Origin of the sequence: Butyricicoccus sp. AF35-5AC (assembly GCF_003477715.1) — a bacterium.
GTDB classification, from domain to species: Bacteria; Bacillota; Clostridia; order Oscillospirales; family Butyricicoccaceae; genus Agathobaculum; species Agathobaculum butyriciproducens.
This window is the reverse complement of record NZ_QUDX01000001.1, coordinates 546702-568836: the sequence shown is the minus strand read 5'-3', so window position 1 is coordinate 568836 and position 22135 is coordinate 546702. Positions and strand designations below refer to the sequence as shown.

General features: G+C 54.7%; 25 protein-coding genes, 2 pseudogenes and 1 other annotated feature. Of the genes and pseudogenes, 13 read left to right on the top strand and 14 right to left on the bottom strand.

Going from position 1 to position 22135, the window contains the following annotated elements; genetic code table 11:
* The first annotated feature begins 2 nt into the window (after positions 1 to 2).
* Both DWZ82_RS02680 and rbr read left to right on the top strand, forming a co-directional pair.
* Positions 3 to 386: a Fur family transcriptional regulator gene (locus tag DWZ82_RS02680; protein WP_118360766.1), complete on the top strand. Its 384-nt coding sequence runs from the start codon at positions 3 to 5 to the stop codon at positions 384 to 386.
* A gap of 72 nt (positions 387 to 458) precedes the next feature.
* A complete protein-coding gene (rbr, locus tag DWZ82_RS02675) occupies positions 459 to 998 on the top strand; it encodes a rubrerythrin (protein WP_118478544.1) in 540 nt (179 codons plus the stop codon).
* A gap of 192 nt (positions 999 to 1190) precedes the next feature.
* Here the strand turns inward: rbr and DWZ82_RS02670 are convergent, their stop codons facing one another.
* The 8 genes and pseudogenes from DWZ82_RS02670 to nth all read right to left on the bottom strand — a co-directional run bounded on the left by DWZ82_RS02670 (position 1191) and on the right by nth (position 7032).
* Complete coding sequence (locus DWZ82_RS02670; RefSeq protein ID WP_442861211.1) at positions 1191 to 1634, bottom strand: pyridoxal-phosphate dependent enzyme; 444 nt, start codon at positions 1632 to 1634, stop codon at positions 1191 to 1193.
* Entirely contained in the window at positions 1631 to 2242 is a 612-nt protein-coding gene (locus tag DWZ82_RS02665; protein WP_118478542.1) for a phosphoribosylanthranilate isomerase, read from the bottom strand. The genes DWZ82_RS02670 and DWZ82_RS02665 overlap by 4 nt, the downstream gene beginning before the upstream one ends.
* Positions 2239 to 3021: an indole-3-glycerol phosphate synthase TrpC gene (gene trpC, locus DWZ82_RS02660; RefSeq protein WP_118478540.1), complete on the bottom strand. Its 783-nt coding sequence runs from the start codon at positions 3019 to 3021 to the stop codon at positions 2239 to 2241. Before trpC ends, DWZ82_RS02665 begins: the two co-directional genes overlap by 4 nt.
* Positions 3018 to 4037, bottom strand: a complete 1020-nt coding sequence (trpD, locus tag DWZ82_RS02655; RefSeq protein ID WP_118478538.1) for an anthranilate phosphoribosyltransferase — start codon at positions 4035 to 4037, stop codon at positions 3018 to 3020. Before trpD ends, trpC begins: the two co-directional genes overlap by 4 nt.
* A 117-nt stretch (positions 4038 to 4154) precedes the next feature.
* Positions 4155 to 4316 (bottom strand): annotated as a pseudogene (locus tag DWZ82_RS02650) (glutamine amidotransferase-related protein); the annotation flags it as partial.
* Positions 4316 to 5059, bottom strand: a complete 744-nt coding sequence (locus tag DWZ82_RS15950) for an anthranilate synthase component I family protein (RefSeq protein WP_442861210.1) — start codon at positions 5057 to 5059, stop codon at positions 4316 to 4318. The pseudogene DWZ82_RS02650 and the gene DWZ82_RS15950, both read right to left, overlap by 1 nt.
* Positions 5014 to 5660, bottom strand: a pseudogene (locus DWZ82_RS15945) (hypothetical protein). Before DWZ82_RS15945 ends, DWZ82_RS15950 begins: the two are co-directional and overlap by 46 nt.
* Before the next feature lie 397 nt (positions 5661 to 6057).
* Positions 6058 to 6307: a binding site (T-box leader), on the bottom strand.
* A gap of 86 nt (positions 6308 to 6393) precedes the next feature.
* Positions 6394 to 7032 carry an endonuclease III gene (gene nth, locus DWZ82_RS02640; RefSeq protein WP_117492143.1) on the bottom strand — a complete coding sequence of 213 codons (639 nt, stop codon included), beginning with the start codon at positions 7030 to 7032 and terminating at the stop codon, positions 6394 to 6396.
* 210 nt (positions 7033 to 7242) lie between these two features.
* Here nth and glyA point away from each other — a divergent pair, with 210 nt between their 5' ends.
* The 8 genes from glyA (at position 7243) to spo0A (ending at position 15433) form a co-directional block, all read left to right on the top strand.
* Positions 7243 to 8484, top strand: a complete 1242-nt coding sequence (glyA, locus tag DWZ82_RS02635) for a serine hydroxymethyltransferase (protein WP_118478534.1) — start codon at positions 7243 to 7245, stop codon at positions 8482 to 8484.
* A gap of 223 nt (positions 8485 to 8707) precedes the next feature.
* Positions 8708 to 10054: a glucose-6-phosphate isomerase gene (locus DWZ82_RS02630; RefSeq protein ID WP_118478532.1), complete on the top strand. Its 1347-nt coding sequence runs from the start codon at positions 8708 to 8710 to the stop codon at positions 10052 to 10054.
* A gap of 274 nt (positions 10055 to 10328) precedes the next feature.
* Positions 10329 to 10856: a DUF3592 domain-containing protein gene (locus tag DWZ82_RS02625; RefSeq protein WP_118478530.1), complete on the top strand. Its 528-nt coding sequence runs from the start codon at positions 10329 to 10331 to the stop codon at positions 10854 to 10856.
* Positions 10857 to 11208: 352 nt separating this feature from the next.
* The gene (locus tag DWZ82_RS02620) at positions 11209 to 11562 is read left to right on the top strand and encodes a putative ABC transporter permease (RefSeq protein ID WP_119194899.1); all 354 of its coding nucleotides are present in this window, start codon (positions 11209 to 11211) and stop codon (positions 11560 to 11562) included.
* Positions 11563 to 11646: 84 nt separating this feature from the next.
* Positions 11647 to 12417 carry a type III pantothenate kinase gene (locus DWZ82_RS02615; protein ID WP_158575058.1) on the top strand — a complete coding sequence of 257 codons (771 nt, stop codon included), beginning with the start codon at positions 11647 to 11649 and terminating at the stop codon, positions 12415 to 12417.
* Positions 12418 to 12511: 94 nt separating this feature from the next.
* A complete protein-coding gene (locus tag DWZ82_RS02610; protein WP_118360774.1) occupies positions 12512 to 13138 on the top strand; it encodes an ECF transporter S component in 627 nt (208 codons plus the stop codon).
* Between the two features lie 178 nt (positions 13139 to 13316).
* Positions 13317 to 14324 carry a SpoIVB peptidase gene (gene spoIVB, locus DWZ82_RS02605; RefSeq protein ID WP_118478524.1) on the top strand — a complete coding sequence of 336 codons (1008 nt, stop codon included), beginning with the start codon at positions 13317 to 13319 and terminating at the stop codon, positions 14322 to 14324.
* Between the two features lie 347 nt (positions 14325 to 14671).
* Positions 14672 to 15433 carry a sporulation transcription factor Spo0A gene (gene spo0A / locus DWZ82_RS02600; RefSeq protein ID WP_118360776.1) on the top strand — a complete coding sequence of 254 codons (762 nt, stop codon included), beginning with the start codon at positions 14672 to 14674 and terminating at the stop codon, positions 15431 to 15433.
* Between the two features lie 72 nt (positions 15434 to 15505).
* Here the strand turns inward: spo0A and DWZ82_RS02595 are convergent, their stop codons facing one another.
* Positions 15506 to 15703, bottom strand: a complete 198-nt coding sequence (locus tag DWZ82_RS02595) for an Arc family DNA-binding protein (protein WP_158574392.1) — start codon at positions 15701 to 15703, stop codon at positions 15506 to 15508.
* Between the two features lie 115 nt (positions 15704 to 15818).
* On the opposite strand from DWZ82_RS02595, the gene DWZ82_RS02590 reads away from it, so the two are divergent.
* Positions 15819 to 16463 carry a hypothetical protein gene (locus tag DWZ82_RS02590; RefSeq protein ID WP_118478522.1) on the top strand — a complete coding sequence of 215 codons (645 nt, stop codon included), beginning with the start codon at positions 15819 to 15821 and terminating at the stop codon, positions 16461 to 16463.
* 67 nt (positions 16464 to 16530) lie between these two features.
* Here DWZ82_RS02590 and DWZ82_RS02585 read toward each other — a convergent pair whose 3' ends face one another.
* On the bottom strand, positions 16531 to 17016 hold the full coding sequence (locus DWZ82_RS02585) for a phosphate-starvation-inducible PsiE family protein (protein ID WP_118478520.1): 486 nt from the start codon (positions 17014 to 17016) through the stop codon (positions 16531 to 16533).
* A gap of 358 nt (positions 17017 to 17374) precedes the next feature.
* On the opposite strand from DWZ82_RS02585, the gene DWZ82_RS02580 reads away from it, so the two are divergent.
* Both DWZ82_RS02580 and DWZ82_RS02575 read left to right on the top strand, forming a co-directional pair.
* On the top strand, positions 17375 to 18088 hold the full coding sequence (locus DWZ82_RS02580; protein WP_116704584.1) for a helix-turn-helix transcriptional regulator: 714 nt from the start codon (positions 17375 to 17377) through the stop codon (positions 18086 to 18088).
* A gap of 106 nt (positions 18089 to 18194) precedes the next feature.
* Positions 18195 to 18845 (top strand): YczE/YyaS/YitT family protein, encoded by a 651-nt coding sequence (locus tag DWZ82_RS02575; protein ID WP_118478518.1) that lies wholly within the window; start codon positions 18195 to 18197, stop codon positions 18843 to 18845.
* A 285-nt stretch (positions 18846 to 19130) separates the two neighbouring features.
* Here the strand turns inward: DWZ82_RS02575 and DWZ82_RS02570 are convergent, their stop codons facing one another.
* The 4 genes from DWZ82_RS02570 to DWZ82_RS02555 all read right to left on the bottom strand — a co-directional run bounded on the left by DWZ82_RS02570 (position 19131) and on the right by DWZ82_RS02555 (position 21901).
* Entirely contained in the window at positions 19131 to 19940 is an 810-nt protein-coding gene (locus DWZ82_RS02570) for a zinc ribbon domain-containing protein (protein WP_118478516.1), read from the bottom strand.
* Positions 19941 to 20032: 92 nt separating this feature from the next.
* A complete protein-coding gene (locus tag DWZ82_RS02565; RefSeq protein WP_118478514.1) occupies positions 20033 to 20833 on the bottom strand; it encodes a hypothetical protein in 801 nt (266 codons plus the stop codon).
* The gene (locus DWZ82_RS02560; protein WP_110435051.1) at positions 20827 to 21531 is read right to left on the bottom strand and encodes an ABC transporter ATP-binding protein; all 705 of its coding nucleotides are present in this window, start codon (positions 21529 to 21531) and stop codon (positions 20827 to 20829) included. Before DWZ82_RS02560 ends, DWZ82_RS02565 begins: the two co-directional genes overlap by 7 nt.
* Positions 21524 to 21901, bottom strand: a complete 378-nt coding sequence (locus tag DWZ82_RS02555) for a GntR family transcriptional regulator (protein ID WP_117492165.1) — start codon at positions 21899 to 21901, stop codon at positions 21524 to 21526. The genes DWZ82_RS02560 and DWZ82_RS02555 overlap by 8 nt, the downstream gene beginning before the upstream one ends.
* Positions 21902 to 22135 lie beyond the last annotated feature (234 nt).

The window sequence follows — 22135 nt, the reverse complement described above, 5'->3', positions numbered from 1 at the left end:
TTATGCAGACCAGAAACACCATTCAGCGTCAGATTGTATTGCAGGCAGTGAATCAGCTGCACAACCACCCTACCGCAGATGCGATTTATGCCTTTATCGCGGCGCAGCACCCGACCATCAGCAAGGCCACGGTTTACCGCAATCTGAACCAGCTGGCAGCTCAGGGCGAGATTTTGCGCGTGCCTGTGCCGACCGGTGCCGATCACTTTGATTTCAACATCAAGCCGCATTATCATGTGCGGTGCACCAAGTGCGGCGGCGTTTTTGATGTATTTATGCCGCCTGTCACCGATCTCATCGACCGCGTGGAGGATTCCTCCGGCGTGGAGCTGCATCGGTACGAAATTCTGTTCGAGGGTATTTGCAGCGCATGCAGGAAAGACTAAAAGAGCAGTCAGAACGGTCTGACCGTCAAGGGAGACCGGAAGAATAAGAAAAGTGGAGAAAGGATAACTGTTATGGCAGAACTCAAGGGCACCCGCACCGAAGCAAACCTGCAGACCGCATTCGCAGGCGAATCTATGGCACGCAACAAGTACACGTTCTTTGCCTCCAAGGCGAAAAAGGACGGCTATGTGCAGATTGCGAAAATCTTCGAAGATACCGCCGCAAACGAGAAGGAGCACGCGAAAATCTGGTTCAAGCTGCTCAACGGCGGCATTGATGACACCGCAGCCAACCTCAAGGCTGCCGCAGAGGGCGAAAACTACGAGTGGACCGACATGTACGCTACCTTCGCCAAAGAGGCGCGTGAGGAGGGCTTCGACCACATCGCAGACCTGTTTGAGATGGTCGGCGCAATCGAGAAGGAGCACGAGGAACGCTACCGCAGGCTGCTCAAGAATGTCGAGGACAAGCTGGTCTTTTCCCGCGACGGCGACTGCGTATGGCAGTGCTCCAACTGCGGACATATCGTGGTTGGCAGACAGGCGCCGGAGGTCTGTCCGGTTTGTGCACATCCTAAAGCCTACTTTGAACTCAAGGCTGACAATTACTAATTGAAAATGGAGAATGGAGAATGAACCTTTTGATTTACCATTCTCCATTTTTATTTACGAATGTGCAAACGGGTTGGGAAACGGTGGGATGAGGTCATCCCGCCCTGCGGTAACATGAACAATCAACGCAAAACATTTCACCATAATCAATATGAAACGAGGGAGAAACAACCGTTTTCCCCTCATTTTTGTTTAGTTTGCGGAGCGTACCGCGTCCTTCATGCTCTTAACGTACGCCTTGACGTGCGGCACGCAGTCCCTGCCCATGAGAGCGGCAGCGGTCGCGGTCGCAACACCGTGCTGATCGGCGCCGGTCTCTGCGATCAGACGGGTCTTGCCCATCTTTTTCGCCAGCAGCGCCTGACCGAGCACGTTGTTGATCTTATGGGCGCCCGTGTGGTTCAAATCCTCACGCTTGAGGTAGATTTTCGCACCGCCGAGGTCATTTGTCATGTGCTCCGCAAAGTACAGGCGCGACGGGCGGCCTGCGTAGTTGTTCAGCAGCTCGGTCAGCTCTGCGTTGAATTCCGGATTGTTCTTATAGTGGTTGTAAGCTTCCTCCAGCTCGATAACCGCGTTCATCAGCGTTTCCGGCATGTACTGACCGCCGTGTACGCCAAAACGACCCTTGCTCATTGGCTTGCTTCTTTCACAAGCGCCGATACGCGGCGCATCTTGTCAATATCCTTTTCATCGTCCGTTTCAATGCCGCTGGACAGGTCGAGCGCATACGCGCCGGTCTGTGCGGCTCTTTGGACGTTGGTTTCATTCAGCCCGCCCGCGAGAAAATACGGGTGGTTTACCTGCCCGATCAGCGACCAGTCGAAGGTTTTGCCGCTGCCGCCGTAGGCGTGCTTTACATAGGTATCCAGCAGCAGATAATCCACCGGCAGGGTGTCCACCTGCTCAATGTCGCGGTGGGTCTCCACTCGCACGGCGTAGACGATGGGCGCGCTTGTCAGCTTTCGCAGCTTGTTTATATAATGCAGGCTCTCGCCGCCGTGCAGCTGGATAATGTCGATAACCTCATCGCGCACGAGCGCGGCAATATGCTCCGGTTCGTCGTTCACAAACACGCCGACCGCCTTGATGTGCGGGTCGAGGTGCTCCTTGAGCCGAGCCGCGTCTAAATCCGATACATGCCGGCGGCTCTCCGCGAACACAAAGCCGATGAAATCGGGTTTTACTTCGTTTGCGGCTTCGATATCCGCTTTGCGGGTCAGTCCGCAGAATTTCAGCTTCACTTTGCGGCCTCCCTGAGTGCGTCGAGCGCCTGTTTCTTGTCTGCGGCACGCATGAGGTACTCGCCTACCAGAACGGCATCCGCGCCGGTCTTTCGCAGTGCCGCCGCATCCTCGGGAGAGGAAACGCCGCTCTCGGCTACGAAAACCGTACCATCCGGTGCGACCTCGCGCAGACGAGCCGCGTTGCCGAGGTCCACCGTGAAGTCCTTGAGGTTGCGGTTGTTCACGCCGATCAGCCGCGCACCCGCTCGAACCGCGGACTGCATTTCCTTCTCGTCGTGCGTTTCCACCAAAGCGCTGAGACCGAGTTTGTCGCAAATGCCGATGTAGCCGCGTATGGTTTCGGTGTCGAGCAGCGTGCAAATGAGAAGCACCGCGTCCGCGCCGAGGACTTTGGCCTGGTAAATCTGATATTCGTCCACCGTAAAATCCTTGCGGATCATCGGTCTGGTGACGATTCCCCTAACCTTCTTGAAAATCTCATCCGAGCCGAGGAACCACTTGGGTTCGGTCAGGCACGAAACACAGTCCGCGCCCGCGTCCTCGTAGCTTTGCGCGATGGACGCAAAGTCAAACACCGGGTCGATAATACCCTTGGACGGACTGGCCTTCTTGACCTCGCAGATAAACGCGCAGTCCTTGCCGGCAAGCGCCTTCTCGAACCGAAAATCGTCCTTCGGGAGTGCTTCCGCCTGCGCCTTCATGTCCTCGAGCGGGATTTTCGCCTTGTCCGCCGCGACGCGCTCGCGGGCGTGCGCCGCCAGTTCGTCGAGAATCATGCCTTTGCCGCCTCCTGCGTTGCCGCCGCGAACCGGTTCAGCTTGTCGAGCGCCGCGCCGCTGTCGATGATCTCTGCGGCCTTTTTGATGCCGTCCGCCAGCGTCAGGCCGTCCAGACCGAGGTACAGCGCGATACCGGCGTTCAGCAGGATCTCCTCGCGCTTCGCGCCCTGCTCACGGCCTGCAAGAATGTCGCGGGTGATCTGTGCGTTTGCCTTGGGCGAGCCGCCGCGCAGCTCGTCCACCGTGCAGAGCGACAGGCCGTATTCGGTCGGGTCGAGTTCATACGGCGTCAGCTTGCCGCCGCGGATTTCGCAGACCTTGTTCCTGCCAATCAGGCTCGCCTCATCCATGCCGCCGCCGCAGACCACCATGCCGCGCGTTACGCCGAGGTTGGAGAGCACCTGCGCCATCGGCATGACCAGATTTTCGTCATACACGCCGAGCAGCTGCATGGTCGCGCGCGCCGGATTGGACAGCGGGCCGAGCACGTTGAAGATGGTTCGCTCGCCCATGCCCTTGCGGACGGGAGCCACGTTCTTCATTGACTTGTGATAGCCCTGTGCGAACAGGAAGCAGATGCCCGTTTCAGCCAGCACCCTTTCGTTCTGCTCGGGAGACAGAGAAAGGACAACGCCCAGCTCCTCGAGCACGTCAGCCGCGCCCGACTTGGACGAAACCGACCGGTTGCCGTGCTTTGCAACCGGCACACCGCCTGCCGCCGCCACAAACGCGGCGGTCGTGGAGATGTTGAACGAGCCAACCTCGTCACCGCCGGTACCGACAAGGTCCATGACCGCGCCCTTCGGCTCAATGTGCGCGCCCTTTTCGCGCATGACCTCGGCGCAGGCGGTAATCTCGGTGATGGTTTCGCCCTTCATGCGGAGCGCCGTCAGCAGGGTTGCCATTTCGATGTCAGTCGCGGTGCCGTCCATCATTTCCTCCATTGTTGTACGAGCGATGGTGTAGTCCAAATCACGGCCGTTGATGGCCTCGTGAATTGCAAGCTGAATCATTATATATCGACCTTTCTATTACATCTATTATATCATTACTAATTGATATCTTCTCCGTAGGGCAGCCCGCCCTACGGTTCTGGTCAAACTTTACATAGACAGAAAGTTTTTCATATAGCCGGGCCCCGGAGAAAGAATGATGTGTGAGGGATTCAGTCCCTCGATTTCGCTGACGGTGAGCGCATCATTGCGGACTACCTTGATTTCCGGCTCGATGGCCGCCGCCTGCTGGAACAGGGTATAGGAAAAAGAATCGTAATTGTCGATCAGGAGAATCATTATCCGTCTACCTCCGATGCACGCTCGATGGCGTTCATAACTGCCTTTGCCTTGTTTGCGCTTTCCATATACTCGTTATGCGGCACGGAATCCGCGACGATGCCACCGCCCGCCTGCACGGTGACTGTGCCGTTCTTCTTGGCAGCCATGCGGATGGCGATGCAGGTATCCATATTGCCGGTGAAATCCAGATAGCCGAGTGCGCCGCCGTATACGCCGCGCGGCTCGCTCTCCTGCTCCTCGATAATTTCGCAGGCGCGGATCTTGGGTGCGCCGGACAGCGTTCCCGCCGGAAGCACCGCTTCGATGGCGTCGCAGGCGTCGTACTTTTCGTCAATGTCGCCCTCGACCTGCGAACAAATGTGCATGATCTTGGAATAGCGGTGGATCATCATGTAATCGATGACTTCGACCGTGCCGATCTTGGACACGCGGCCGAGGTCATTTCTGCCGAGATCGACCAGCATATTGTGCTCGGAAAGCTCCTTTTCGTCCGCAAGAAGCTCGTTCTCGAGCGCCTTATCCTCCTCCGGCGTTTTGCCGCGCGGACGGGAGCCTGCAACCGGAAAGGTGGTCAGGCGGCCGTTATCCAGTCGGACGAGCGTTTCCGGAGAGGAACACATGACCTCGTCCCCATCAATGGAAAGGAACACCATGTACGGCGAGGGGTTGGTGGTGCGGAGCACGCGGTACGCGCTCAGCAGGCTGTCCGCATACGGACTGGAGAACTGACGCGACTGCACCGCCTGAAAGATATCGCCGTCAAAGATGTATTCGCGGGTTTTCTCACGATGTCGGCGTACTGCGCCTCGGTGACGTTGCAGGTGAAGCTCGGCCTGCCGGTTGCCTTGAGCGGCGGAAGCGGGGTCTGGTCGTTGATCAGCGCCGCCATGCCCTCGAGTGCCGCACACGCCTTGCCGTAATTCTCCATCACGCTGTCGGTCTTCATGTTGACGATGAGCACGATCTTCTGCTTGAGGTGGTCATAGGCAATGACCTTGTCGAACAGCATCAGGTCGAAATCGTCCCATGCGCCGCGCTTGATTTTGAGCGTCGGCTCCGCGTAGCCGAGCATGGCATACGCGAAGCAGCCGACGAAACCGCCCGTGAACGGCGGCTGCCCCTCAAGCCGCGGAGCACGGTGAGCGGCTTGTCGGTCTTGACCGTCTTGTTGACCGTACCCTCGAGCGTTACCGTTCCGTTTTTGCAGGTCGCACGGAGGATGGGGTCATAGCCGAGGAAGGAGTAGCGCGCCCATTTTTCGCCGCCCTCCACGCTCTCCAGCAGGAAAAAGCGGTCGGAACGGGTCTGCAGGCGGCGCAGCAGCGAAATCGGCGTTGTCATATCGGCGTAGATCTCGCGGCAGACCGGAATGGTCGTATACTCCTTCGCGAGTTCTAAAATCTCATCACAGCTTGGGGTAATCATTGTGTTTTCCTCCATATTTCAGCAAAACATCGGCGGTAATCATAAACCGTGTTTTATTTCTTGGGTTCGTGTGGCAGCACGCATTTAATAGAATTTGCGGAGCAAATTCATAAAAAGGCAGGGCGTGTACGCGCAGCGCGACCGAGAAGTCGCGCAAGAATAGCGCCTGCCTTTTTATACAAGGGAAGAAAAAATGTGTCCGAAGGACGCGGTTTTTCTTCGGGATTCGATCGAAAGCGTGGTTTCAATCGAGTGTCTGTTCGTTCCGAACAGACACAATAAAAAAAGGCTTTTGTCTCACGATACAAACGTATCATGGGACAAAAGCCTGTTACTTCTGCGGTACCACCCAAATTGACGTACAAAAACGTCCACTCTGTCGTGTGCAAACACACACGCTCCCATGATAACGGTGGGAATCCCGTCAGCCATACTCTCCCTGCGGATTTGAGGCTGCCCTCACAAGTCCATTCAGTAACGTCCTCTGCTGCTCTCCTCACACCACCGGAAAGCTCTCTGAAAGCGCGGTCTCGCTCTTACTCACTCTTGTTCTGCGGTTTTGCTTTTTCTGAAATCAGTATATTCCTACGATGAAAATTTGCCAAGTGGATTTTCTGTGTTTTTTCGCAAATTCCACTTTTTCTCTATGTTATTTCGCAATGGGATACGACGGGCACACCGCACCGAGCGGACAGCCCTCGCACTTCGGGCTGCGGGCGGTGCAGTGCTCGCGGCCGAACAGCACCAGCCGGTGGCAGAAATCGGACGACTCTGCCGGGTCGAGCAGCTTTCTCAGGGCGTTCTCCACCTTGACCGGGTCCTTCTCGTTCTTGACGAAGCCCAGCCGGTTGGACAAACGGATGCAGTGCGTATCGCACACAATGGCGGGTTTGCCGAAAATATCCCCGAGGATGAGGTTGGCGGTCTTGCGGCCGACGCCCGGCAGCTTGAGCAGCTCCTCCATAGTATCCGGCACCCTGCCGCCGTAATTGGCGATGAGCATCATGGCGCACGCCTTGAGGTCGCGCGCTTTGGTGCGGAACAGGCCGCAGGTCTTGATGGCCTCGGCAATCTCCTCCTCGGACGCATCCGCGAAGCTCTGCAGGGTCGGAAACTGCTTGAATAATTTTTCTGTCACAATATTGACGCGCGCGTCCGTGCACTGCGCGGAAAGCCGGGTGGCGAACAGCAATTCATAATCGTGTGTATAATGCAGGGCGCAGACCGCCTCCGGATAGACGGTTTTCAACAGCTCGGTAACGGTGGCGGCACGTTCTTTCTTAGTCATTTTGTTATCCTCTCTCCACAAGTTTTCCTACGATAATTGTAGCATATCGTCGAAAAAAGGGCAACTGTTTGCACAAAAATGCACAATGTAACAATTTCACTATAAACTGCTAAAGCGGTAACGCAAAAATCAGATGTTTGTCAATAGATTCCATGCGAAAAATGTGGTTAAATTATAATAGTAAATTCTTATCCGGCAGGAGGCTGTATCATGGTTCGTCAAGCAATGGACTTCGTGACAGCGTTCGACCCCGAACTCGGACGTATGATCGAAGCGGAATACAAACGACAGGCGCGCAACATTGAGTTGATCGCCTCGGAAAATATAGTCAGCGAGGCTGTTATGGCGGCAATGGGCAGCGTGCTGACCAATAAGTACGCCGAAGGCTATCCGTGCAAGCGCTACTACGGCGGCTGCGAATGCGTTGATGAGGTGGAAAACCTCGCAATCCGCCGCGTGTGCCAGCTGTTCGGCGCGAAATACGCGAACGTGCAGCCGCACTCGGGCGCACAGGCGAACATGGCGGTCTATCAGGCGCTGTGCAAACCGGGTGATACCGTGCTCGGCATGAGCCTGGACAACGGCGGCCACCTGACCCACGGTTCGCCGGTCAATCAGTCCGGTCTGCTGTACAACATCGTGCCCTACGGCGTGGATGAGAACGGTCTCATTGATTATGATGCGCTCCGCGAGCTGGCAAAAAAGGAACAGCCGAAAATGATCATCGCCGGTGCGTCCGCGTATCCGCGCGCCATCAACTTTGCAAAATTCGCCGAGATCGCACACGAGGTCGGCGCGTACCTGTTCGTTGACATGGCGCACATTGCCGGTCTGGTGGCTGCCGGTCTGCACCAGAGCCCGGTCCCCTACGCAGATGTCGTCACCACCACGACGCACAAGACGCTGCGCGGTCCGCGCGGCGGCGTTATCCTGACGAACGATGAGGAGCTGGCGAAGAAATTTGACAAGGCCATCTTCCCCGGCACACAGGGCGGCCCGCTCGAGCATGTCATCGCCGCAAAGGCGGTCTGCTTCGGTGAGGCACTCAAACCGGAGTTCAAGGCATATCAGCAGAATGTTGTCACCAATGCCCGCGTGCTCGCGGACGCACTCCAGAAGCAGGGCTTCGACCTTGTGGCGGGCGGCACGGACAACCACCTCATGCTCATCGACCTGCGAAAGACCGGCGTGACCGGCAAGGAGCTGCAGCGCCGTCTGGACGAGGTATACATCACCGCCAACAAGAATGCCATCCCGAACGACCCGGAAAGTCCGTTCGTCACCTCGGGCATGCGCATCGGCACGCCCGCTGTCACCACCCGCGGCTTCGGTGCGCCGGAGATGCTCCGCATTGCCGAGTTCATCTGGCAGGCCGCAACCGATTTCGACAACAAGGCAAACGATATCCGCCGAAATGTACGCGATATCTGCGCAAATTTTCCAATTTACTAACAATTTTTGCCGACTCCCTACTGTTGGAGTCGGCTTTTTGGTTAGCTTTGTTCGGTTTGCATAATGCAAAATTACCTGTCAGAAACAGTCGAGCAGATAAAGTTTTTGTAAGGTTTGAACAAAATGCTTGCCTTTTTCCGTCAGTATGCTATACTTAGATACATGAGGGAGAGCAAATCCCGCCAAATGGCTTGGAGGAAATAACAAAAGGGGAAATGCAGTAATGGGAATTAAACTGAAACTGACCGGTCTCCGGCGATTTGTCCGAACCGAGGCCGAGATTGCGGACTACACCGCGCAGGTCGCGGCAGCGCAGGACACGCTCGTGAACGGCACCGGCGCCGGAAACGATTTTCTTGGCTGGCTGAATCTGCCGGTGGATTACGACCGGGACGAGTTTGCGCGCATCAAGCAGGCGGCAAAGAAGATTCAGCAGATCTGCGATGTGCTGATCGTCATCGGCATCGGCGGCTCGTATTTAGGGGCACGGGCAGCCATCGAGTTCGTAAACGGTCAGTTCTACAACCAGACCCGCCCGGAGGGCATTCCGGAGGTCTACTTTGCCGGCAACAACATTTCGTCGTCCTACTTGAACGACATTATCAAGATGATCGGTGACCGCGACTTCTGCATCAACGTCATCTCGAAGTCGGGCACGACCACCGAGCCTGCCATCGCCTTCCGCGAGCTGAAAAAGCTGTGCGAGCAGCGCTACGGCCGCGAGGGCGCCAAGGAGCGCATCTTCGCCACGACCGATAAAGAGCGCGGCGCGCTCAAAAAGCTGGCGGATGACGAGGGCTACGAGACCTTTGTCGTACCGGATAACATCGGCGGCCGTTTCTCGGTGCTCACGCCAGTCGGTCTGCTGCCGATGGCTGCAGCCGGTCTGGACATTGACGCGGTGATGGCAGGCGCTGCGGCCTCCCGCGAGGAATATTCTCATGGCTCCTTGCACGACTGCGCGCGCTATGCGGCACTGCGTAATCTGCTGCTGTTCAAGGGCAAATCCATGGAGATCATGGTAAACTACGAGCCGTCGCTCGTCATGCTCGGCGAATGGCTCAAGCAGCTGTTCGATGAGTCCGAGGGCAAGGACCATAAGGGTCTGTTCGTCACCTCAGCGAATTTCTCCACCGACCTTCATTCCATCGGTCAGTTCATTCAGGACGGCTCGCGCATCATGTTCGAGACCGTGCTGTGGGTCAAGGAACCGCGCTCCGAGATTACCATCGAGCATACCGAAGAGGACATCGACGGCCTGAATTATCTGGCAGGTCAGACCGTGCAGCACGTCAACCAGAAAGCGTACGAGGGCACGCTGATCGCCCACATGGACGGCGGCACACCGAATATCATCATTGAGATCGACCGCACGGATGCTTGGCATTTCGGCTATCTGGTCTACTTTTTCGAGAAGGCCTGCGGCATTTCGGGCTACCTGCTCGGCGTAAATCCGTTCAATCAGCCGGGTGTTGAGGATTATAAGAAGAATATGTTTGCACTTCTGGGCAGATCGGGTTTCGAGGAGCGGAGAAAATACCTTGAGGCTCGTGTCAAGCTGGAGGACTGATCGTCCCTTTTACCCTTTGTGTTGATGGGGTATAACTCCGGTGATTTCACTAAATCACGCACATAACCGATACTGGATACCAAAAAGATGCCGAAGGCAACTTCGGCATCTTTTCATGCCTCGAAAGAAGCACAAAAATATTGTATGATACAAAAGAATTCTCCCTTTTCAGAATTGTGTACTTATGGGAAATGAGCTTATAAATATACATTGCAAACAGCAGACATCTATTTTATAAGCAAATATAAAAATCGGAACTTGAGGTGATGAAACTATGGCTGAAATACAAATTGCATGGTTAGAATTGATGACAGTTGGAGGTCTTGGTGTAATATTAGTTCTACTAGGAGTTACTTTCAATATCATTGTAAAAAGACAGAATAAATTGTGTACAAAAAAGACAGACAGCATTGTTAAACAATATGGGTTTCCTGGAAATGGAAGAGTGTACCCAATCGTTGAGTACTTTGTGAATGGAACTTGTTATAAAGCAAAGAAAAAATTTCGAGGAATTATAACAACGCAACTATCAGGAGTACCTGTACCGATGAAATCAGAAGTCTATGAAGATGAAAAAGGATGGCTACATGTAAAAACTGGAGCTATTGCAAATTTGCGTCAATTTGCGGAGCAGTTGTGGCCTATCAACAGTAAGATGACAGTTTATTATAATCCAAACAATCCTAAAAAGTGTTATGTTGATAGACCAATTTCAAAAAGTTTTACTTCCATGATGTTTATCATAATGGGGACAGTAACAATACTCTCGAGTGTACTGGTATTCTTTTTGATGCAGTTATAAATTGCAAAAGATAATTGCTAATCAGACAAATTCCAGTTTGTTGAACTGAATAGCATATTCTGACCGATAGGAGCAAGGTTAAAACCCACCTTGCTCCTTTTCCAATGCTTAAAGTTCCGTCAAATCGACGGAGGGATTGGCGGATAGGCTTATATCAACACAAAAGGTAAAAGGGAGGACTGATCCCTTTGCTGTATTCAAGGAGAGCGCGCTGTGCTCTCTCCTTTTTATTTTGCGCGTATGCCAAATCGAGAATGGAAAATGCCAAATCTCCACGCTCATTCTCCATTCTCAATTACTCCACCCTTGCGTAAATCCAGCCATTCCGGGCAAAATAAATGCGGTGATGAAAATGAAACTGCAAACTCCCGCAGTCTTTGCGCTGGGCGCGGTCGGTTACGCCGCGCTTGAGCTTCTCTGGCGCGGACGCACCCACTGGACCATGGCGCTGACCGGCGGTGCGGTTCTGGTCGGTCTGCGGCAGCTGCGGCGGCGCGTACACGAGGAAAACCCGCTCTCCCGCTGCCTGTGCGGCGCGGCGTGCATCACGGCCGCGGAATATGTGGTCGGCTGCACGGTCAACCGGCATTTCCGGCTGCGCGTGTGGGATTACTCGCACGAATTCGGCAACGTTCAAGGGCAGATCTGTCCGAAATACGCGGCGCTGTGGGCGCTGCTCTCCGCACCGATCATGCTGCCGAAATAAGGCAGAAATGTGTACCTCTTCCCTTGCAATACGGTTTTCAATGGCTTATAATAGTGATAAACTATGCAGAAAAGGAGACACACCATGCTGATTGCAGTCAATGCAGGAAACAGCCGCGTTTTGCTCGGCGGCTATGAGGAGGACGGACAGGTTTTTTCTGCCTCCATCGCAACCGAGCCTAAGCTGACGCGCGACGACTACGCCTGCAAGCTGCAGCAGGTGCTTTTGCTGTACGGCGTGAACGTGCGCCGCATCCACGGCGGTATTGTCAGCTCGGTCGTTCCGAGCATGGTCGGCGTGCTCGAGGGTGCGCTGCGCCTGCTCGGCATCCGCGATGTCATTGAGGTATCGAGCGGCGTCAAGACCGGACTCAACATCCGCTCCGAGCAGCCGCGGCAGGTCGGCTCGGACCGCGTAGCCGCTGCAGTGGCCGCCCGTGCAAAGGGAAAGCTGCCGTGCGTGGCAGTTACGCTCGGCACCGCGACCACGTTCACCGCGCTCGACCAGTCCGGTGCGCTGGTCGGCTCGGCCATCACGGCGGGCGTGCAGCTGAGTCTGCTCGCGCTCCGCGAGCAGGCGGCGCAGCTTCCGGCGGTCGCTATCGACGCCAAGGACGAGGGCATTCTCGCCCGGAACACGGTCGATGCCATGCGCGTCGGCGCGGTTTACGGTGCCGCGTCGCTCGTGGACGGCATGGTCGAACGCTTTGCGGAAGCGCTCGGTGAAACGCCGTATGTCGTGCTCACCGGAGAGCTTGCGCCGCTCGTCACTCCCTATCTGCGTATCCCGTTCGAGTACGATGAAAGCCTTGTGCTCGACGGTCTGCACCTGATTTGGAAGAAAAATCGGGGTTGAAAGAGATTTGGCAGCGAATTTCTATCGCTGACCACCACAATTTTTGTATTGCGCTGTACCTGTCAAAGCAGGACGGCAGCAGGAGGAATTACAAATGAATAACAAAACTACCAATGTACGATATCTCGCGCAGCTGGCGCTGCTGGCGGCGATCGAGGTCGTGATGAAGCTGATGGGTCTGGGCAGCGTGCCGGTCGGCCCGCTGTACATGTCGTTCCTGACCGTGCCGATCGCTGTCGGCGCGATGACCATGGGCCCGACCGCCGGTGCGATTCTCGGCGGCGTATTCGGCTGTGTCAGCTTTAAGGATGCGCTTGCAGGCGGCGGTATGACCGGCATGTTCTTCCAGATCAGCCCGATCAACACCTTCGTTCTGTGCGTTGTCATGCGCGTGCTGATGGGCTGGTGTGTCGGCCTGCTGTTCCGCGTGCTGCGCCGCATGGACCGCAAGAAAAGCTGGAGCTATTTCGTCGGTGCGATGTCCGCGCCGCTGCTGAATACCATTTTCTTTATGGGTTACATCGTTCTGGTGTTCTACAAGACCGACTACATTCAGGAGCGCGTTGCCTCTCTCGGCGTGGCTAACCCGCTGTCCTTCGTGGTTGCACTGGTCGGCGTACAGGGTCTGATCGAGATCATCGTCGGCTGTGCGGTCGGCGGCGTGCTCGCCCGTGCGGTAGCATCGTTCCTCGGTCATCGTGCGCCTGCAAAAGCAGAATAAATGATTGCTAATTTCGGCAGTTTCTCTCATTTTTCGCAGAGAAACTGCCGTTTTGCGTTCCCGGAAAACCTTTCCGCGCCCAGAGAATTTCCGTGCCGCCAAATGTCCGGCAGAATAGAAAAGGTTCACAGCGTTGTTTTCATGCTCCGCGCGGCATAGTAATAGCGGAGGTGAAAAAATGCAAAAAAATCACGCAAAACGCACGGCGCTCGCTCTGTTCCTGCTGTTTGCGGTGACAGTCTCCGCGCAGGCGGCAAAAATCGCCGAGGTCATCCCGATCGGGCACACGGTCGGCATCAAAATGCAGGCGGAGGGCGTGCTCATCGTGCAGCTGACCGAGGTGCAGGGCGCGGACGGCACGCACTCCCCTGCGAAGGAGGCGGGCGTGCAGGAGGGCGATGTGCTGTGCAAGGCCGGTGAGATGGCGCTGCACTCGAACGACGATCTGCAGAAGCAGGTCGCGCTCTCGGCGGGACAGCCGATCAAGCTGACGCTCGAGCGCGGAGACGCGGAGAAAAGCGTCACGGTGACGCCGTGCAGGGACAAAACCGGTGCGTACCGCATCGGCGTGCTCGCGCGCGACAGTCTGGCAGGAATCGGCACGCTGACCTACGTTGACCCGCAGACCGGCGCGTTCGGCTCGCTCGGTCACGGCATCTGCGACAGCGAAACCGGCGTGCTGCTGCCGCTGCAGGAGGGCACGATCATCCACTCGACGGTGAGCAGCGTGCAGCGCGGCAAGGCGGGTGAACCGGGTTCGCTGCAGGGCGAATTTTCGACCGAAAAACCGCTCGGAACCGTGGCGCAGAACACAGAAAGCGGCATTTTTGGCACCATGACGGACGATTTGCTGTACAGCGAGCTGCAGTGCGTGCCGGTCGCGTCGGCAGACGAAATCAAAGTCGGTGACGCGGAAATCCTCTCCAACGTGGACGGCGACAGCGTGCAGCGTTATTCTGTCCAGATCGTCAAGCTCTATCCGGCGAACGACGAATACGGGCGCAGCATGATGCTCCGCGTGACCGATTCGCAGCTTGCGGAGAAAACCGGCGGCATCGTGCAGGGCATGAGCGGCAGTCCGATCCTGCAGAACGGCAAGCTGATCGGCGCGGTAACGCATGTGCTGGTCGATAATCCGATGGAAGGGTATGGCATTTCGATGGAGAAAATGCTGGCGGCAAGCTGACAGAAAGAGTGGAGAATTCGCACAGGCAGGCGTTTTGCAACGGCTTACCATTTCCGCAGGGGCGCACATTGTGCGCCCTTTCTTTTGGGTTAATCGCCACTGTTTTATTGTCGAAAACCGCAGTTTTGCTTGTATTTTGTCTATTTCCGGGGAATTTTGAAAATATGCAGAAATTGCAAAAACAGTCGGTCCGACCGGTCATTTCGGGTAAATCGACAGATTTTGTCGAATTCTGTCTGCAATTTTCTGTCCATATTTTTACAAAAGGTCTTGCAAGTTATGGTAGTATATGGTAATCTATTGCCAAGAAAAAGAGATAAACTTTATCGGAAAGCTGGTTATGACATATGGATGAGAAAATTAGAGTTTTGCTTGCAGACGACGACACCGAATTTTGCGCGCGTATGTCGGCGGTGCTGGACAGTGCGGACGATTTTGAGCTGGTCGGCATTGCGGAAAACGGTGAAAAGGCACTTTCCGCAGTCAATGAGCTGCGGCCGGATGTACTTATCATTGAACTGATGCTGCCGGTGATGGACGGCATGAGTGTGCTCAGCCGCCTGCACGAACAGGACGGACCGCATCCGGCGGTGATGGTATTCTCGGCGTTTGCAAGCCCTCAGATCGGCGCGGAATGCGCGGCGCTCGGCGTGGATCTGTTCCTGCGCAAGCCGATGGAGCCGCAGGCGGTCTGCGAGCGGCTTCGCCTGTGGCGGACCGGTCAGCTGCGCGCGGTCAAGGCCGAGGAAAGCATGGCGCTTGAGCTCCGCGTGACCGAGGTGATTCATCAGGTGGGTGTGCCGGCGCACATCAAGGGCTACCAGTATCTGCGTGAGGCCATCATGATGGCGGTCGAGGATATCGAGTCGGTCAGCGCCATCACCAAGGTGCTGTACCCGTCGATTGCCAAAAAGTTCAAGACGACCTCCTCTCGCGTGGAGCGCGCCATCCGGCACGCGATCGAGGTCGCATGGGATCGCGGCGACATCGAAACCCTGCAGAATTACTTCGGCTACACAGTTTCAGGCATCAAGGGCAAACCGACCAATAGCGAATTTATCTCGATGATTGCCGACCGGCTGCGCCTGCAGATGCGGTTTGGGGCGTAAAAAACAATCACCGCAAAACGAAACACCGGCGCAGACCATAACAGTCTGCGCCGGTGTTATTATTTAGATAATTTAAGGCTCGTCCACGATTTCCAGCTTGTCGAGTGCGAATTCCACGCACTTTAGGATCAGCTCATTGCGTGTGCGTCCGGTGCGTGCGGCAACGCGATCAAGCTGTTTTAACACCTCATTCGGCATCCGGCAGGACACAACCGAGGTCTCTCCATAGCTCTTTTTTGCGCGAATAATAAACTTTTCTTCTTTATCCATAATCATCATACCTCTGTATTATTCTACCCGATTATTTGTAGTGTTTGTATATTACAAAGGTTTACAAGTGTAGTGTTGTGTGGTACACTATCAGAAAAGAAACGGAGCTGAAGTGATGAACCAAACTGTAATTATGGCAATTGTTTTCTCCATCCTTATTATAGGATTATCAATTTTACTAATCAAATTTTGGATTGAATCAATAAATGAAAATGCTAAGGAAGAACAGAAAAACTTAACTCCTTCAAAATATCCTGATGGATTTACATGTACGAGACAGTGGAGAAGATGGCATTTTGACGACACGCATCAAAAAATCTGTGTATTAATGGAAAATATGAAATCAACCCTGACTTTTTCCTTTTCTCAAATAAAGGATGTATCTGTGCTCAGTGATATGACCTCTATGCAAAATGGTAGTCCTGTCGGTCGTGCTATTATCGGCGGTATCCTCGCAGGCGGTATTGGCGCCATCATCGGTGTTGGCAGTGGCCTGTCAGATTCCGAAGCATGCAAATCCCTGAAAGTTCGCGTTACTCTATTTAACGACCAATTTATTGATGAACCTTTTATTGCTCAGCCTGTTAAAACATCTAGTGCGTTTTACAGAAATATCTGTGCAAGCTGTAGCGAACTGTACAGTACGCTATTTCAGGCCTATTATACTGGTCATCCTGATATTCCAAATCCCGTCGAAGAAAGCCATATTGATCTGACCCAAGAAATCTCACTGCCGGATGACACTTCCAGCAATCAATAAAGCGTGCAAAAAACCGCAGCGCCCTCTCGGGCGCTGCGGTTTTCAGGTGATATGCATTTTCCTTATGTCAAATCAATGAGCCAATCTCGGGCGGTTCCGGCTTTTTCGGCTCGTTACAGTTCTCCACGCCGAGAACCTCTGCGCGGATGTCCTCCTCGATCTCCTTCTTGCTGCGGCGGCGGTCCAGACGCGAAATATACAGATACTTCCGGATCACGAACAGGATGCCGATCGACAGCACGGCGATCAGATTCTCGATCGGCGAGGTATGCTCGACGATCATCTGGCGCGCGATGGCGAGGAGCATAACGTCAACCACCGAGTCGATGGTGTAGCTGGTGATCATCTTGATCAGCTCGATGCCGATGATGATCAGGCAGGCCGAGCTCATGCGCGCCTGCAGATACGCCGGATCACCGAACAGCTTGTTCATATCGGTCATGGCGACCATGCCGATGCCGGACACGATGCACGCGATCAGGATCACCATGCCAAGGGTGATCTCAACCGCTGTTGCGGCGTTGGAGAGCTTGTCTCGAAAATCAGAATTCATGGCAGTCTCCCTTTCTCTACTCCTCATTTTTACATTCCCTTTTCTTCAGTTTTGTAATTTTTTATCAGTCTGTGTCTCATTCCTTGATATAAATTTAACATAGTTTTTGCGCCTTGTCAATTATTTTAACAAGTTTTGTATGGTTCACTGGTTTTTCACAAGTTTTTTATGCACTTTATCCTCATTTTAGTTATTTTGCATAATAACTTTTTATTTTTGTTGTGAGAAATTATTCGCGTTTATTTTTTGACAAACTTATCATTGTTAAGCTATAATAATATTAGAGTAAACTAATAAAAAGGCAATGCCATGCAATCAAAGGCACTGCAAAGAAAATTCTTTGAAACGGGGTGGGCAAATGGCTAATCCGCTGTTGCAGCACTACATCAAGCTGACAGAATTTCTCGGACAGGCACTTGGACCGGATTATGAGGTTGCTCTGCATGATATGACCGACAAAAACCGCTCTATAGTAGCCATCGCCAACAATCACATCAGCGGCCGGGAGATCGGTGCACCGCTTACCAATGTGGCGCTCAAAATCCTGATGGACAAAAGCTACGAAACGCAGGACTACCGCCTGCACTACTGCGGTCTCTCTGCCGAGGGCAAAACGCTGCGCTCGAGCACCATGTTCATCAAGCACAACGGCAAGCTGGTCGGCATGCTGTGCATCAACTTTGACGACAGCCGGTATCTGGCCGCCAGCGAAAACGTGCTGCGGCTGTGTCATCCGGATATTTTTATCGACGACCATATCGCACCGCAGCAGGCCGAACCCGGTGATCCATTCCCGCGAGCGGTTCCGGCAACGACCGAGAGCTTCCACAACTCGATCGACGCGGTGGCAGGCGATGCGGTCGGCCGCGAGCTCATCCGCCTCGGTGTGACCGCCGACCGTCTCACGCCGGACGAGCGCATGCAGATCATTGCTTCGCTTGAAAACGGCGGTATCTTCCTGCTGAAAGGCGCGGTCAAGGATGTGGCCGACGCGCTGCACTGCTCGCAGGCCAGTGTGTACCGCTATCTTTCCCAGATTAAAAAGGACGACAGCAATTCCGCTTCGGAATAACATTTTCACAATGCAAATGACAAAAACGGCAGAATCCGAGCGGAATGCTCGCGGTTCTGCCGTTTCACTTTTTTATCTGCTAAATTGCTCACAGGAGGTATACATTATGTTTCGAGAGTACATCCACCGGTTATTCTGGCTGATCCTGGGTGTTGCGGTCAGCTCGATCGGCATTGCGATGATGCTGCAGGCGAATGTCGGACTCGAGCCGTGGAGCGTGCTGCAGCAGGGCATGTCGCTGCGAACCGGCATGACCTACGGCACGGCGTCCGCGATCGCAGGCGCGGCAGCCATCCTCACGGCCGTGTTCTTCGGTGAGAGCTTCGGCTTAGGCACGATCATTAACATTGCGGGCTGCGCGGTCATAATCGACGCGATCCAGGCGGCGCACCTCATCCCGCAGATGCACGGATTGGTGAGCGGCATTGCCATGCTCATCGGCGGTCTGGAGCTGCTTGCGCTCGGCACCTGGCTGTACATGAAAAGCGCGCTCGGCAGCGGCCCCCGTGACGCGCTGATGGTCGCGCTCGCGCGTAAGTTCGGGCGGTCTGCCGGCGTGTGCCGCGCGGTCGTGGATGTGCTCGTAACGGTCATCGGCTTCTTTCTCGGCGGTCCGGTCGGTATCGGCACCATTATTTCCGCCGTCGGACTGGGTCCGCTGATCAACCTCAATTTTGCAGCCGTGCGGTTCCGTCCGGCAAAAGTGCATCAGGAAAATGTGGCGGAAACCATTGCGAGAATTGCCGGAAAGCGGTAATTCCCCATTTTTCATCATTAATTTCAATTTATTTGTGGTCGCATCTTCGGCACTAAACCATCTCACTCATTGGGTCTGCCCTTTTCTTTTGCATATGCACAAAATTCTCCCGTAAAACACAAAAAACGCCCCGTAGACCGGAGCGGCATTTCCTCAAATACTTCAGCTATTGGGAACGGCGGCTCGGTGCAACGAGCCGCCGTTTGCAGCTATATTACAGCGCGGCGCCCCGGTTTTGTCAAGTGACGGAACCGGGGCTGTTGTTTTTCACGCTTTTTTACAAAATCACATATTCTGCGCCCGATAATACGGAACCGGGTCTGTCGTGCCGAACAGGCCAATCCCATCCATATCCTCGATGAGCAGTGTGTCATCGGTTTTGCTGACATACAAATTCAGCCAAATATCATCGCCGCTATCGGCTACCGACTGACACCACTCGGGCAGGCTCCCTACCACCTCGGTATCGTACAGCGTGAACGCAACCGTGTACATATCGTACTGATCGGACGGATACGCCTCCGGATAGTAATACTCGTCGGGGTCGTCGTACAGACACCACGCGTCGGCCGTGCTCTTGAATGTGCCGCCGTCCGCCGAGGTATACAGAATCGCCCATTCACCATTCGACTGGTCGTAGTGCAGACGGAAGGTGTCGCTGTTATCGATCACCATGCCGCTGTCCGTGCCGAGAATGCTGCTGAGGTCCTGCGCCGCATAGCTGTAATCCGAATCGTAATCCGGCGCGGGGGAATTTCCGAAGCTGCTCTCGATTTCCGGCACCAGATCATCCACCACAAACGCGATCAGCGTCGGCACAAACTGCAGCAGAGCGATAACAATTATCGCAATCACCGCACCCTTTGCGCGTTTTTTCTTCGGCTTATCCTGGATAGGACGCGACTTGCTCTTCGCCGTTTTCGCCGAGCTGCTGTTCTCTATCGTCGGATGATATTCGGTATAGGTCTCACGCGGCTTGCCGCGCCATTTCGGCGCGGGTCTCGTCATGCGGCCCTTGCTGCCCGCGCGTGCGCCGCACATCGGACATACGCGTTCCTCATCGTCAAAATGGATACCACAGTGCTGACATTTCACAGGACACACCTCCCTTTTACTACCTCCATCATACCAGAGATATACCGTTCAGGCAAGAGAAAAAGGATACACAAGTGTGTATCCTTTTTCTGTTATTCGAGATTGAGCTTGTGCGTGAGAATCCAGCGCGTCACAAGGAAATACACCGCATCGCTGATGAGTTCGAATACGCAGCAGAACCGCAGCATGAGATGCGCCGCATCCATCGGCGTGATGGTCTGCATGGTGCTGTCAAGCCAGCGTACCATCGCATCGGCAAGCGCCTCCGGCATGACATTGCCCCCGCCCATCATCACCAGAAGCAGGAGAACCTGCACTGCGGTAGAAAGAACAACGTACCACACGACCGACATCAGCAGGCGGTGCTTGCCCGCCAGATGGCCGAGCGCCATGCACATATAGACGAACAGCGCCATGCCCGCAATGCCGAGCACCGCCAGCACGAGCAGCTCCAGCACGAACAGCAGGCCGCCGCTCCGCGCCACACCCTTTATCATATCGATAAACAGGGTGCCGAAGGACATATCGGCAAAAATGCCGATGCTGAGGAACGCCGCGATGCCGCTCAGCGCGATCATAACCACCGCGATGATAGTCTTGCTGAACAGGTGCTGCGAAACCGTCACCGGCAGGGTGAACATGAGGTAGCCCTCACTGCCGAGCAGGTTTTTGTAAAAACGCTGGATGAGGATGACAGCCGTTACCACAAATGCCGCCATCATCACGCCCATATACAGCATGGAGCTGATGGCCGGCAGCATAAAGCCGAACGTGCTGTTCTGCGGGATACTGTACAGCAGGTGTGTGACGAACGACATTAAGATCAGCACGCCGTACAGCGGCAGACAGATACGCGCACAGGCTTTCCACTCATATTTCAGCAGCTTTAACATGCAAACACCTCCCGGAACAGTGCGTCAACCGATTTTCCGTGTTCCTCGCGGATATGGTCAACCGTATCGTGCAGCACCATCGCGCCTTCCTTGAGGAAGATAACCTCGTCGAGCACGCGCTCCACATCCGCGATGAGGTGCGTAGACAGCAGAACGGACGCGTCCTCGCTGTAATTCGAGAGAATGGTGCTCAGAATGTAGTCGCGCGCCGCCGGATCGACACCCGCGATCGGCTCATCGAGCACATACAGCTGCGCCTTGCGGCTCATGGTGAGGATGAGCTGCACCTTCTCCTGATTGCCCTTGCTGAGCGTTTTCAGGCGGCTGAGCGGGTCGATCTGCAGCGAATCCAGCATGTCGGTTGCCTTTACGCGGTCAAAATCCGTGTAAAAATCCGCAAAGAACGAAATCAGGTCGTTGACCTTCATCGCGTCGTTGAGATAGTTTTTGTCGGGCAGATAGCTGATGATGCTGTGCGTGTAGGTGCCCGGCGCCTGACCGTCAATGAGCACCGAGCCGCTTGTCGGCTGCAGCAGACCGTTCAGCAGCTTGATAGTCGTTGTTTTGCCTGAGCCGTTCGGGCCGAGCAGACCGATAAACTGTCCGCGGCCGAGCGTCAGATTCAGATTATTAAGCGCGGTCTTTTTACCGTAGTTTTTTGTCAGACCCTGACAGATAACCAGTTCGTTGTTATCCATTGTTCTTCTCCTCCCCACTGCGTTTCTCCAGAAGCGCCACAATGTCCTGCTCGGTGAAACCAAGCTGGCTCATGCCGGACAGAAATTCCGTGATGCGCTCTCCCGCGATTTGCTCTCTTACCTTACCAATCATTTCTCTGTCCTCCGTTACATAGCGTCCGCTCGTGCGGTTGGTGAACATCAGGCCCTCGCGCTCCATTTCCGCAAGCGCGCGCTGCATGGTGTTCGGGTTGACACCCGCCTGAGCCGCCAGCTCGCGCACCGGCGGTACCTTTTCACCCGCCGCAAGCTGTCCGCTGACGATCTGCTCGGTCAGCTTTTCCACAAGCTGTTGATAGATCGGACGATCCCCCCGCAATTCCCATTGCATAAGCTCTCTCCTTTCGTTTTATTGTACTATGATAATAATACAAACATACAGATTTGTCAATAGCCTTTTCTGAAATTTTTCTGCACTGCCCTGCGGGGTGCGCGAACTGCGTAAGCGGGTTCGCCCCTAACGGGCGGCTTCTTTTTCTGCACCGGCTGACCGGGGCACTCGAACTGCCGCAGGCGGGTTCGCCCTAACGGGCGGCTCCTTTTCCTGTACCAGCTGACCGGGGCA